General features: G+C 37.3%; 10 protein-coding genes. 1 reads left to right on the forward strand and 9 read right to left on the reverse strand.

Annotated elements, in window-relative coordinates:
• Positions 1 to 8: 8 nt before the first annotated feature.
• Positions 9 to 1,922, reverse strand: a complete 1,914-nt coding sequence (locus ABD682_RS00535) for an ABC-F family ATP-binding cassette domain-containing protein (protein WP_344737857.1) — start codon at positions 1,920 to 1,922, stop codon at positions 9 to 11.
• A gap of 85 nt (positions 1,923 to 2,007) precedes the next feature.
• Between ABD682_RS00535 and ABD682_RS00540 the strand changes: the two genes are divergently transcribed.
• Positions 2,008 to 2,391 carry a DUF983 domain-containing protein gene (locus ABD682_RS00540; protein WP_344737859.1) on the forward strand — a complete coding sequence of 128 codons (384 nt, stop codon included), beginning with the start codon at positions 2,008 to 2,010 and terminating at the stop codon, positions 2,389 to 2,391.
• Positions 2,392 to 2,394: 3 nt separating this feature from the next.
• On the opposite strand, the gene ABD682_RS00545 is transcribed toward ABD682_RS00540, so the two are convergent.
• The 8 genes from ABD682_RS00545 to ABD682_RS00580 all read right to left on the reverse strand — a co-directional run bounded on the left by ABD682_RS00545 (position 2,395) and on the right by ABD682_RS00580 (position 13,107).
• Positions 2,395 to 3,438, reverse strand: coding sequence for an NAD(P)/FAD-dependent oxidoreductase (locus tag ABD682_RS00545; protein WP_344737861.1), 1,044 nt, complete (start codon positions 3,436 to 3,438; stop codon positions 2,395 to 2,397).
• An 81-nt stretch (positions 3,439 to 3,519) separates the two neighbouring features.
• On the reverse strand, positions 3,520 to 4,410 hold the full coding sequence (porN, locus tag ABD682_RS00550) for a type IX secretion system ring subunit PorN/GldN (RefSeq protein WP_344737863.1): 891 nt from the start codon (positions 4,408 to 4,410) through the stop codon (positions 3,520 to 3,522).
• Between the two features lie 113 nt (positions 4,411 to 4,523).
• A complete protein-coding gene (gene porM, locus ABD682_RS00555) occupies positions 4,524 to 6,086 on the reverse strand; it encodes a type IX secretion system motor protein PorM/GldM (protein WP_344737865.1) in 1,563 nt (520 codons plus the stop codon).
• 44 nt (positions 6,087 to 6,130) lie between these two features.
• A complete protein-coding gene (gene porL, locus ABD682_RS00560; RefSeq protein WP_344737867.1) occupies positions 6,131 to 6,766 on the reverse strand; it encodes a type IX secretion system motor protein PorL/GldL in 636 nt (211 codons plus the stop codon).
• Between the two features lie 83 nt (positions 6,767 to 6,849).
• Positions 6,850 to 8,211, reverse strand: a complete 1,362-nt coding sequence (gene porK / locus ABD682_RS00565; protein ID WP_344737869.1) for a T9SS ring complex lipoprotein PorK/GldK — start codon at positions 8,209 to 8,211, stop codon at positions 6,850 to 6,852.
• Between the two features lie 162 nt (positions 8,212 to 8,373).
• Entirely contained in the window at positions 8,374 to 9,540 is a 1,167-nt protein-coding gene (locus ABD682_RS00570; protein ID WP_344737871.1) for a formimidoylglutamase, read from the reverse strand.
• 153 nt (positions 9,541 to 9,693) lie between these two features.
• Positions 9,694 to 12,183, reverse strand: a complete 2,490-nt coding sequence (gene topA, locus ABD682_RS00575) for a type I DNA topoisomerase (protein ID WP_344737873.1) — start codon at positions 12,181 to 12,183, stop codon at positions 9,694 to 9,696.
• Positions 12,184 to 12,321: 138 nt separating this feature from the next.
• The gene (locus ABD682_RS00580; protein ID WP_344737875.1) at positions 12,322 to 13,107 is read right to left on the reverse strand and encodes a hypothetical protein; all 786 of its coding nucleotides are present in this window, start codon (positions 13,105 to 13,107) and stop codon (positions 12,322 to 12,324) included.
• Positions 13,108 to 13,130: the final 23 nt, after the last annotated feature.

The raw sequence follows: 13,130 nt of genomic DNA on the forward strand, positions 1-13,130 counted from the left end.
AACATTTGCTAATCGGTGAACTGCTCAATCTCTATTTGAACCGCTTCCCACTGCCCCATCAAGTCCTGAAGTTTGGACTTTTTTTGTTGGTAGTTATCAAAAAAATGAGGTTGCGATGTAACTTCCTCATAATTATGCTCTAAGGATTGATCTATCGCTTCTATATCAGTTTCTAATTGATGAATTTTTGATTCTAAATTACTTAACTTATTGTTCAGAGATTTTAATTTTTTCTGATCTTCGTAAGATTGATGATTTTTAGGCTTTGGTTTTTCTTTTTTTTCAACTGTTTTCTTCTCTACTTCACGTAAATTAGCCACGGCTCGTGCTTCCAGATAATAATCAATATCGCCTAAATATTCCTTGATCTTATGGTCTTTAAACTCATAAATCTTATTGGTTAAACCTTGAAGAAAATCCCTGTCGTGAGATACCAATATCAATGTGCCTTCAAAACGTTTTAAAGCATCCTTCAAAACATTTTTAGATTTTATATCCAAATGATTCGTAGGCTCATCCATAACCAAAACATTAAAGGGCTGCAACATTAATTTTGCAAGGGCCAAACGATTACGTTCGCCACCGGATAATACTTTAACGTATTTTTCAACCTCTTCTCCCCGAAATAAAAAAGCGCCCAAAATGTCTCGAACTTTCGTTCTGTTGGTTTCATTAGCAGCATCGATCATGGTATCTAAAACAGTTTTATTTCCATCTAAATATTCGGCTTGATTTTGAGCAAAATATCCGATCTGTACATTGTGTCCTAATTTTAAATGACCCTGATGCTTTATCTCTCCTACAATAATTTTTGCCAAGGTAGATTTACCCTGACCATTTTGACCTACAAACGCCGTTTTACTATCGCGTTCAATTAACAGGTTGACATTCCTCAAAACCTCATTATCACCGTAGCTTTTTGCAACATGTTCTGCCTCAATAACCACTTTACCGGGTGTAACCGAAATCGGAAAATTCAAAGTCATTACACTATTATCATCTTCATCCACCTCAATCCGATCCATGCGATCAAGCTTTTTTATAAGCGATTGTGCCATAGTGGCTTTTGAGGCTTTCGCCCTGAATTTTTCAATAAGCTTTTCAGTATGTTCAATTTGTTTTTGTTGATTTTTTTGAGAAGCCAATTGTTGTTCTCTAAGTTCCTCTCGCAGCACCAAAAATTCCGTGTAAGGTTTTGGATAATCGTAAATTCTGCCTAATGAAATTTCTATTGTACGATTTGTTACGTGATCTAAAAACATCTTATCATGCGAAACGATCACCACTGCTCCCGGATAATTTTTCAAAAATCCTTCTAACCAAATTATAGATTCAATATCTAAATGGTTTGTAGGCTCATCAAGTAAAAGAATATCATTATTTTGAAGCAGAAGCTTGGCTAACTCAATACGCATACGCCACCCACCTGAAAAGGTGTCGGTGAGTTTACTAAAATCTTCTCTGGTAAAACCTAACCCTTGTAAAATTTTCTCCGTATCACCTTCATAGTTATAACCTCCAATAATTTCATACTGATGTTGGAGCTCATTAATATCTACCATGAGTTGATGATAACCGTCGCTTTCATAATCAGTACGTTCAGCCATTTCAGTATTCACCTGTTCCATCTTGGATTCCAATGCTTTAATTTCAGTAAAGGCCTCGTAGGATTCCTCTAAAACGGTACGACCAAATTGAAAATCGATATCTTGCTTTAAAAATCCAATTTTAAGTGCTTTATCCGTAGCTATTTGTCCTGAATCAGGTTCCAATTCTCGGGAGAGAATTTTTAGTAAGGTTGATTTTCCGGCGCCATTTTTACCAATTAAACCTACACGGTCGCCTGGTCCCAATTTGAAAGTTATATCTTCAAAAAGGAATTCGCCCTGGAAGGAAATCGATAAATTATGAATGTTCATCATAGAATTGTAACTTTAATTACGCAAGCTTTGCACGGAAAAATTTACTTTTACACCGAAATTGCGACTGCAAAAATACACAAATATTATGTTTAAAAAAGGAACGAAACTGTATAGTATTTTAACCGGAACTTGTCCAAGATGTCAGGAAGAATCTATGTTCGAAAACAAAAATCCGTATGTGTTATCGGAAGCTCTTAACATGCACGACACTTGTAGCCATTGTGGTTTGAAATATAAAATGGAACCCTCCTTTTTTTACGGAGCCATGTATGTAAGTTATGCGGTGGGGATCGCCTTTGCCGTTGCAGCTTTTGTTATTTCTTTTTTCGTTTTCAATGCAGGGATTAATATGATCTTTGTTTCTATAATCGGAACCCTAATCGTGTTCATGCCAATAATACTGAGGCTTTCAAGAAATATATGGATCAACTTTTTTGTGAATTACAATCCTGATGCAGCAAAAAAATAAACGCTAATAATCAAAACGGTTACAATCAATCTCTTTTTCTAACGGAACCTTGTTTTCAATACATTGAAATAATTTTTCAGCCACATAAGGCCCGATCATAACACCTCGAGTTCCCAATCCATTTAAAATATAATGGCTTTTTAAAAGGTGATGCTCACCTACCAGAGGCCTGCGATCTTTTACCGTTGGGCGTATTCCTGCTACCTGGTCGATAATCTTGTATGAACAACTCATAAGCGTATCTAATTTTTCTAAAAGAAATTTTCTGGCAGCTTCGGAAACCTCATGGGTTTTATCATTCCAATTGTATGTTGCACCAACAATGTAGTTATCATTTCCAACAGGAATTAAAAAAACGCCGGATTTTATAACCGCATTGAGCTTTAGTTCCGGAGCATTGATAGTTAAAAGCTCTCCTTTGGTTCCCGAAATTGGTAATTTTCCAAAGAACGGATTCTTCTTAAAACCGAAACCTTCAGCGAAAACAATATACTTTGCAGAAATATTCTTGTATTTCAATGAAGCACCTTCTGTTTTCAACGCTTCATAGGAAAAGTTTTCTTCAAAAAGTAACCCCTTTTTTAGAAGATGATTCTTATATGAAATAACTAAAGTGTTTACATCTATCCGTCCAGATTTTAAAACCTCACCAAAACCATATGGAGCTTTAATATGAGGATTTTTATTTTTAATGAGGTTGGTAGACATGTAATCCGAAAGTCCTGTTTTATCTGAGGCCGTAAACCAATCGTTTTGCTCTTCTACCGAGGCAAATTTCCGATATACAGGAATTTTATAATCTAATTTTACGCCTAAAGAAGCTTCAAGTTCTGCATATTGCTTGAGGGCCAAGGGTAATTGTTCCTGGCTTTTCCAGACCGGTGTAAAACGTTTGAGAACTACAGGGTTATACAAGCCTCCAGCTACTAATGAAGATTGTTGTGAAGCGTTATCGAACACTAAAAAGCTTTTATTATGAGCCTTTAACTGCTCACAAAAACTAATGCCGGCCAAACCGATTCCTACTATGATATAATCAACGTTCATATAGTGCGAAGATACTCAGAATATCAATAAAAAACGCCCATGTTTCCACGGGCGTCTCTAATAATAAGGTCAGGTTACGAATTAGTATGTCCACATATCTAATTCAAAATCTCTTATTTTATCTTTTATGCGCTCAGACTCTAATAATTGCATTAGCGCATTGTCTGAAACATATTCATTGATAGCACGATCGCCTTGGGTATTTTCTTCTTTATAAATATACGATTGAAAACGTCTGGAATTCAAAAGATGGTCAAAAGAGAAAGGCATCGAACTGTTTTCAGTATTGAATGCTTTAGCTTCATGCAGCACCTCTCTGGCATCCGGAAAAAATATCCAGAATAAAGGCACTAAGTCAGGTTGATCAGAATCAATAAAATTCACATCAGGTGCCACGGGAGCTATAGCTAATAAACGATATTTCAATTCTGCTTGACGTTTATCAAAATACCAAAGTCCTTTAATGCGGTATTCTTTAATATCAGCAGCTGTTAATTCTCGTCTGTCAATGTATTCAGGAGATAATTCTTCGCCGGCGTTCAATTGTTCAATACCAAGCTCCGTAGTATCCGTTTTTACAAGGGCGTATTCGATATCTTTCAACGTACGTTTACCGTTAAAGTAAGAATCGTCATAAATATTTTTGATTCTTCCGTTTTTGATATTCTTCATAAGCACATCATATAACGAACGTCTGTTACTTCCAATATTGTTAGTATCAATAGGATAATACAACGGGAAGTTAGCGCGCTCATCTAAAACAATTTTTTCCCAAACCATTTTAGAATATAAGATGTCCCTATCGTCTACATAACCATATTCTAATGGTTTATCGTTATCAACAGCAATTTGCGCCGCTGTTCTCACCCCAATTTCTTGAGGACTCTTAGCGTTAAGGATGTTGGCCTGACCAAACATCGCAGACACTGTAAATACAGTTGAAAGGGTTAATAAAAAATTTCTGAGTTTCATGTGCTTATATTTATTATTTAAACTTTTACCGATTAAATTTCGGTATAACATCCATGATTTCCTGTCCATAAATCATGGATGTTCTTGTGTTTCTACACTAATAAAATGATCTATTAGTTTGTAAGCTCGATGATGATCGGTGATACCTTTTTAAGGATCACACTAACACCGGTTGCTTTTGCTTCAATATCAAAGATAGTTACATCCGAACCACGTTTTGCTTTACGCAACGCAGATTTAGCTCTATCATCCAGTTTACTACCATTTACATCGATAGTTGGCTGACCTGGTACTTTAAATTTGAATCCGGTTACACGTAATGGTAATTCGAAATCGAAATCGTCAAACTTAGCACCTACAGTAGAGATCTCTAAACTGTTACGTTGCATCTTGATAGCACCATCTTCACCTCTTACCGTACCAGTTGGTTTTGGTAAGTCTTTGATTCTGAAAGTTGCTCTATCGCTTACACGTTGTCCGTCAGGCAAAGTACCGGTAACATTAATAGTTACTTCACGTCCTTTTACATTAGTCGCGTCCATGACATATTTACTTCCTCCGGCTCTACTTAAACCTTGCGCACTGGCATTTACTTTGTTATCAGGAATACCGGCGAATGAAATGGTCATTGGGTTTTTAACACCACGATAAACTACGTTCATCTTATCCGCAGAAATTGTTGCTGCATTTGGTTTCGCTACAGTAGCGAACGATTGTTTTACAGGAACTTCTACTTCTTCACCTTCTTCACCGAAAACCAATTTACCTTCAATGGTGTGTTCTCCAACACCTCCGGTACCAACCTTAAGTTGCACCTTACCATCTTTGATTTCGTATTGATCTTCTTTAAGTTCTCTTCCGTCTAATTTCAATTCTACGCGTTTTGGTACGGTAGTATTATCAGTACGACCTAATACGATCTGTCCATCAAACTGCTCACCGTTAAAGTATGCAGATTTTGAAGTTTCCATCAAGGTTGTATAGTTGGTCATAGACACCTGTTGAGAAAGGGTTCCTTGTAGCATCGATGATAACACTTCTGATTCAGTTGTTTTAACATCTGCTTGTAATTGTGTCATTTTGGTTAATGACGCCACTAATGGAAATCCTTTGTAATTATAATCCAACCAATCGATCTTGATACCATCTCTATTGGTTTCTTTTTCAGTACTGAATTTTTCCTGAACGTCCTTTACAATATTTTGCATACCAGGATCGTCCTTAAGGATCTCAGTTACACCTTCTCTAAAGGTTTTCATTTGCTTTAAAAACTCTTCACCCTCAGGTTTAAGTTTGTCGCCCTTAAAGAAGTGTTCATCCAGATAATCTCCTTTATCCATGATCTCATAATCGGTAGGGTCATCTACCGTAGAGGTCATTTTACCCTTCAGTTCCTGAAGATAAGTATTGAAATTAGTAGCTAAATCGTGGATTGAGTCAGCCTTCGATTTTAAAGGCACGTACTTCTCTGGTTGATCGCTTGCTTTTGTTTCCAAGCTGGCCATAAACGCATCGTTACGAGCGGTTGCTGCCTGATTGGATTCGCTAAGCTTTTCGTTCATTAATCCGAAGGCTGAAAGCACTTCTTTAGACATATTCAATGCTAACATCGCGATGAAGATCAAATACATCAGATTAATCATCTTCTGTCTTGGTGATAAATTATTTCCTGCCATTTCTAATTAGGTTTTTGGTTAATTAATTTGGGATTAACTCCTAATTATTTGCTCATTGCAGATAACATACCGCCATATACACCATTTAATGATGAAAGGTTAGACGCTAAAGATTGCATTTGTTCTTTCAATTTAGCAGCATTTTCAATAGACTCCTCATTGATCGTAGCCTGCTTATTGATGCTTTCTAATTGAACTTTGTATAGGCTGTTCAAAGATTCCATTTGAGCAGCGGCTAACGATAATTCTTCACCGTACTTTTTGGAAGCTTCGATAGAATCAACAGTAGATGACATGTTCTTAGCAGCGCCTTCAAAATTTTTGATGCTGTCTCCTAAACTTGCAATAAGTTCGCCATCAATTTTAGCTTCTTTTAATAAATCATCTAATTTTTTAGATAACAAGCCTTCTGCAGATTCTTTCTTTTCTTTTTTATTTCCTTGTCCACCAGCTAATTCAGGGTAAACTAAAGACCAATCCAGATCCTCACTTACAGGTTCGAATGCCGATAGGGCGAAAATGATTGCTTCAGTTACAAGACCAATGGTTAACATGACGTTACCGGAGATTGGTCCGAATTCAAAGTGTGTAATTTTAAATAATGCACCTACGATTACGATTGCTGCTCCTAATCCGTAAGCCATATTCATGAACTTCTTGTTTACTTTTGACTGTGCCATAATTTTGGTTTTTAATTAAGTAAGTAAATTACTTAGTAGGTTAATAGTATAATAATTGATTTGATAAATTTTCTTGTTTAATTTTATTGTCCGTCCTTGGTTACTTTTGTCCCCATGTAATCCTGAACGGTTCTGAAACCGATGTAGCTTCGTGCTGAATCAGCATATTCGTAATCCCGTGTACTCACCTGTAAGAAGTAAGCAACATCTTTCCACGATCCACCACGAACAACTTTACGTGTATTTTCCGAATCGTTAAGATTTGGATTTATTGTTGAAGTGTAATCGTAAGAACTAGGATCGTATGAAGCATTCACCCATTCCGCTACGTTACCGGCCATATTATAAAGGTTATAATCATTTGGCTCATAAGATTTAGCTTCTACAGTGTAAAGTGCCTGGTCTGCCGCATAATCTCCACGAACTGGTTTAAAGTTTGCCATAAAACAACCTCTATCACTTTTCGTGTAAGGACCACCCCAAGGGTAGGTTGCAGCTTCAAGACCGCCACGGGCAGCATACTCCCATTCCGCTTCAGAAGGTAATCTGAATCGATTCACAAGGGCCGCTCCTTTCTTAGATTTCTGATACGAGTTTTTATTGATAGTTCGCCACTCACAAAATGCTTTAGCCTGTTTCCAGGTTACTCCAACCACAGGATAATCACTATAGGCATCATGCCAAAAATAATCATTGTGCATTGGTTCATTGTAGGAGTAAGCAAAGTCTCTGATCCATACAGTAGTATCTGGATAAACCTCGATTTCTTCTTTCTTAAGTACATCTTTACGAGCTATACCTCTATGTCTGGCTGCTTCCTGAATGTCCATATAATTGTACTGAAATTTGAATTTTTTCACATCCCAGGTACGTTGACCATTATATGATTCATCCAATGGCAAATGCATAGTATCCATAACTTCGGTATAGTATTCATCTGGATAATCAGCTGTGTCAAAAACGAGATCAACATCGTGATTTAATTTTCTTCCTTCGTATCCCGTTGGACCTAAACCCGTATAGTTTTCAAACATATACTTTTCGTAAACAGACATATTAGCGGTATCTGCATCTTTAAATGCATATTCACCAATACCTCCATCATCAGGTGTTTTTCCAACCTCGTCAGCAAGGATAGCTAATTTGGTTCTAATTATGGAATCTCTAACCCAATTTACAAACTGGCGGTACTCGCTGTTTGTAATTTCGGTCTCGTCCATATAAAAGGCTCTTACGGTAACTGTTTTTGATGGGGCGTCATGAATTCCGGCAAGGTCGTCGTCTGCCTTACCCATAATGAATGAACCGCCAGGTATCAGTTCCATACCATAAGGTTTTTCAGGGTGCCATTTCTTCCCTTTAACACCGACAAGTTCTCCCTTGTCTTTAGAGCCACAACTCATAAGTAGTGTTAATACAGTTGTTAATAATATAAACTTCTTCATATCCATAGAAAACTCGAGGTTAATTAGTTAAGTTTTAAATTTGAGAGCGTAAACATATTTATATATTTCCGAAAAAACAACTTTTTATCTAAAAAAATGACATTTCATCGTAAAAATTAAGCATTTCACCGATTAAAAGCGTCTTTTCATAGAACTCAAAAGCTATAAACTATTCTTCTGAATTGCCTTATACCAGCGCTCAGGAACCTTATTATTACAGGCATCCAGATAATCTTGATGCATGCAAGGTAATAACGTGTGTCTTTTTAATTTATTATTGACCTCCGATAAAAAAGGAATTTCAATCCACCAGCGGCCAGTTTTATTACTCTTATAAAATATAAGCTCCTGATCGTCAACCAGTGTGATAAACTTTTGATAACTCCTATCATCTGAAAAATCATCATCTTTCACCCTGAAATTTACACCTTCAATAAAATACCACAGCATTTGCCCGATCAACATTGCCGTCATATCATCATCTTTTGAAGCCTTGTATTCATAAATTCCAAACGAAGTTACCTTATTACTTATACCTGCATAACGCGCTATCGCACATATTTCTCGTCCGTTTAATCCGTTTGGTGAAAATTTTTGATTGGAACTTACCTCAGCACTTTTAACCGAATTCAAATCGATACTCACAATATTAGCATCTCTTAGCACAGGTTCAACAATGGTGATGTCCTTTGAAACTTCACCCAAACGATAGGATTCAAAATACAGGTTATCCATAAGATCGATCTCCTCCTGTGCATTAAAATAGGTTTGGTATCCAATGGTGGCGTAATTAAATAGATTATAAGGTTTGTCCAAAATAATCTTCCCCACAAAACTATTGTTTTTAATAGGTTTGTTGGAGTCGCCAAGATCAAAGCGCGAATCTACATTTACAATATTTACCATGGGAGTTACCACATCGTATGCGCGATAGTTGGCATAAGTAAGATCTTGAGATCCTCCTATAATTATAGGTATAATGGATTTCTTCAATAATATACTTACTGCCGTTTTTAAAGCAAAGTAAGTGTCTTCTACCGTTTCTCCTTTCTGGATATCACCAAGATCGGCAATGGTGGTATTCCAGCTTCCCGGATACAAACCATAAAAGGCTTGTCTAATCGTATTCAGTTGAAATTCTTCTCCTATGTAATTAAGGTCATTTCTGTTTTCCAGGACACCAATGATTGCCAATTGCACATCATCAAGGTCTGGAATGCCATTTTGAGCAGAATGAATTTTTAATTTTTTGCCAAGTGCTTGCTCCGGTAGGAGTTCGTTATGAGCCAAAACAGCATCTGAAACAGGGGACAGAAAACTAAAGTTCATTTAAATAGTGCGCGTATTAAAGTTCTACAAAAACAAATATGCACAGAATAAACGAGTTTTTCCCAAGCATTAGTATAAAATAATCGGTGATTGCCGTATTTTTATGAAATCAGATTAAAAAAACCGGCAAATTTGCCGGTTCAATAATCAGGTTTATTTCTTTTTAGAAGTTTTTCTTTTTTTCGAAGTTTTCTTCTTTGGCGCTTTGGCCTCGAGCAAAGCCTGAGCTTTTTCCAGAGTCATTTTAGAAACATCAACGGTTTTTGCCAGTTCCACCTTGGTTTTACCTTTTATAATGTTGTGTCTGCCCCAGCGTGCTTTTTCAATACGAATGCCTTCTTCTTTCCAATCCTGAACGATCTTTTCCTTTTCCTTTTGAATTTTATCCTCGATCAATTCTACAATATCATCATCCGAAAGATTGTCCCAGTCGTATTTCTTGTTCACATTAATGAACATATTATTCCATTTAATATAGGGTCCGAAACGGCCTTTTCCTTTTTGAACAGGCTTTTCATTGTACATATATATAGGAGCATCTGCTTTTTTCTTTTCTTCAATCAGTTCTTTGGCCTCCTCGAAATCCACACTAAGAGGATCCGTGCCTTTGGGTAAGGACACAAACTTTTTACCAAAGCGAACATAAGGACCATAACGGCCATTATTTACCTCCACTGTTTCCCCTTCATAAGTTCCCAGTTCCTTAGGCAGTTTGAAAAGGTCCATAGCCTCTTCATAGGTAATGGTATTCAACTGTTGATCCGGACTCAAGCTGGCAAATTGCGGCTTTTCTTCGTCGTCTACAGTTCCTATCTGAACCATCGGACCAAATTTTCCGAGGCGCACACTCACCTGCTTGCCGGTTTCAGGATCTTTCCCCAGAACACGCTCGCCAGTTTCCCGATCTGCATTTTCCTGAACATCTTCAACTATCGGATGAAATCCTTTATAAAAGGTCTTCATCATTTTTTTCCAGTCTTCCTTACCTTCGGCGATATTATCAAAGTCCTCTTCAACCTTGGCGGTAAAATTATAATCTAAAATAGCATCAAAATGATTTACTAAAAAGTCGGTAACGATCATACCAATATCTGTAGGAACTAGTTTTCCTTTATCAGAACCCACTTTTTCAGTAAGTGTTTTGGTTTTAACCGCCCCCTTTTTAAGAATCATTTGAACATAGGCACGCTCCTCACCTTCTACACTTCCCTTTTCAATATAATTTCTGTTCTGAATGGTTGAAATGGTTGGTGCATAGGTTGACGGACGACCAATTCCTAATTCCTCCAGTTTTTTCACAAGTGAAGCTTCAGTGTATCGGGCTGGCGGACGCGTGTAACGTTGCGTTGCAGAGATATATTTGTTCAGAAGCGTTTCATTAACTCTCATAGCTGGCAACATACCATCTTGCTCTACATCTTCATCATCGGTGCCTTCCAGATAAACTTTCAAAAATCCATCAAAAGTAATCACCTCACCATTGGCTGTAAAGGTTTCATCATGGGTATTCGCTGAGATCCGCACATTAGTACGTTCCAATTCGGCTTCACTCATTTGTGATGCTATCGCACGTTTCCAGATCAATTCATACAAACGCGCCTGATCTCTATCAATGGTAACCGAGTGGGTTGCAAAATTGGTTGGACGGATAGCTTCGTGAGCTTCCTGAGCGCCTTTCGCTTTTCCTTTATAATTTCTTGGTTTACTGTATTTTGAACCGAAAGCTTTTTCAATTTCTTTTTTCGCACCTTGTCTGGCCTCATCGGAAAGGTTCACACTATCCGTTCTCATGTAAGTGATCAAACCGGCCTCGTATAAGCGCTGCGCCGCAGCCATGGTCTTACTCACCGAAAAATATAGTTTTCTGGATGCTTCCTGTTGTAATGTAGACGTAGTAAATGGCGCCGCCGGTGATTTTTTAGCCGGCTTTTTTTGAAGATCGGAAACCTTAAACTCAGCCTTAGCATTTTGTTCCAGGAATTTCTCGGCTTCCTCACGGGTAGAAAAATTCTTTGGTAACTTAGCTTTAAAGGTTTGCCCTTCTTCATTTGAAAATTCAGCATCAATACGATAGGAAGCTTCCGGTTTAAAATCCTGAATTTCCCGCTCTCTTTCTACAATTAAACGCACAGAAACTGATTGCACGCGACCGGCAGACAGACCGCCTTTAACTTTACGCCAAAGTACCGGTGATATTTCATAACCCACAATTCGGTCTAAAACACGACGCGCTTGCTGGGCATCTACAAGATCATAATCAATACCTCGTGGGTTTTCAATGGCTTTTTGAATGGCCGTTTTAGTGATCTCGTGAAAAACAATACGTTTGGTTTTGTCTTTATCCAGATCTAAAGTTTCAAATAAGTGCCAGGCAATAGCTTCTCCTTCGCGGTCCTCATCACTTGCCAGCCACACATATTCGGCTTTTTTGGCGAGCTCTTTTAGTTTTTTAACCACCGCTTTCTTGTCTTTGGAGACTTCATAAACCGGTTTAAAATCACCTTCAACATCAACCCCTAATTCCTTGGAAGGCAAGTCGGATATATGTCCATAACTCGACTCCACTTTGAAATCTTTTCCAAGAAATTTCTCAATGGTTTTTGCTTTTGCGGGTGACTCTACGATTACTAAATTCTTCGCCATACTTCAATTTTTGTAGGTGCAAATGTATAGCAAAAAAAATTTATCTCCCTAATTTTGACTAGAATCTGTAGTTTTCAAAAAAAACAAAACCTGTTTTTTCGGGTAAAAAAACAGGCTTTTGTATATGGGATTTTAGAATTATTCTACAGGCGTAGTTCCAATTTCATCGATGGGTTCAGGATCATTAAAACCAACCACATGTTTATAGATCAAATACACGGGATGATAAACGAAAGCCATAGTAAACAAGGAACCAATACCACAGGTTATCAATCCAATAATTTGAGCCAATAGATATGAAACAACTATCAATCCAAATGATAACAGCCACTTTTTATTACCTAATCTAAAGCTCTGCGAAATTATTTCACCGGCACTTAAATCCGGATTAAATGCAAAAAATACCGCAAAGTATGACATCGGAACAAACAGGTATATTAACGGTGTGTAGCAAAGCAAAAGAGATGCAGCTGAAAGCAAGAATGTTACAATTAATATGGTAAAAGCTTTACCAAGATACCTTCCTTTCACAAAATAGAAGAAATCGTTTGTGCTTACCGTTTCATTATGATCTAACTTTTTCATAATTCTGAAAAACCCGGCATTTAAAGCAATGGAAACTGCACCTAATACTAAAGCACAAATAATAACCACCGCAATGTAAAGAACAGACATACCCGCGAAAAAGTTAGAGATAGCCTCCTCGTTGATCGAACGACTTTTTTCCTGTGCTATAATAAGTCCAATAAAAGGCACATATACCATAATAATTAATGGTAACATAACCAGAATGGTAAACAGTTGCAATAAAAAACCCTGGATCCAGGTTTTTTTAAACAGCTCAATCGCCTCATTAAAGATGATACCGAAGTCTAAAGCTCTGGCAGCCCTGATCTTTTCAGTAATTTGGTTTAAAGTATTCATATGTTTGTAATTTGGTTTGAGGC

The sequence above is a fragment of the Gaetbulibacter aestuarii genome (genome assembly GCF_039537665.1).
Taxonomy (GTDB): Bacteria; Bacteroidota; Bacteroidia; order Flavobacteriales; family Flavobacteriaceae; genus Gaetbulibacter_A; species Gaetbulibacter_A aestuarii.

What these genes read in the sequence shown, in the direction of transcription:
- ABD682_RS00580 (WP_344737875.1), bottom strand. Translation starts at nt 13,107, where the DNA reads ATGAATACTTTAAACCAAATTACTGAAAAGATCAGGGCTGCCAGAGCT.
- topA (WP_344737873.1), bottom strand. Translation starts at nt 12,183, where the DNA reads ATGGCGAAGAATTTAGTAATCGTAGAGTCACCCGCAAAAGCAAAAACC.
- porM (WP_344737865.1), bottom strand. Translation starts at nt 6,086, where the DNA reads ATGGCAGGAAATAATTTATCACCAAGACAGAAGATGATTAATCTGATG.
- porK (WP_344737869.1), bottom strand. Translation starts at nt 8,211, where the DNA reads ATGAAGAAGTTTATATTATTAACAACTGTATTAACACTACTTATGAGT.
- porN (WP_344737863.1), bottom strand. Translation starts at nt 4,410, where the DNA reads ATGAAACTCAGAAATTTTTTATTAACCCTTTCAACTGTATTTACAGTG.
- ABD682_RS00545 (WP_344737861.1), bottom strand. Translation starts at nt 3,438, where the DNA reads ATGAACGTTGATTATATCATAGTAGGAATCGGTTTGGCCGGCATTAGT.
- porL (WP_344737867.1), bottom strand. Translation starts at nt 6,766, where the DNA reads ATGGCACAGTCAAAAGTAAACAAGAAGTTCATGAATATGGCTTACGGA.
- ABD682_RS00540 (WP_344737859.1), top strand. Translation starts at nt 2,008, where the DNA reads ATGTTTAAAAAAGGAACGAAACTGTATAGTATTTTAACCGGAACTTGT.
- ABD682_RS00535 (WP_344737857.1), bottom strand. Translation starts at nt 1,922, where the DNA reads ATGATGAACATTCATAATTTATCGATTTCCTTCCAGGGCGAATTCCTT.
- ABD682_RS00570 (WP_344737871.1), bottom strand. Translation starts at nt 9,540, where the DNA reads ATGAACTTTAGTTTTCTGTCCCCTGTTTCAGATGCTGTTTTGGCTCAT.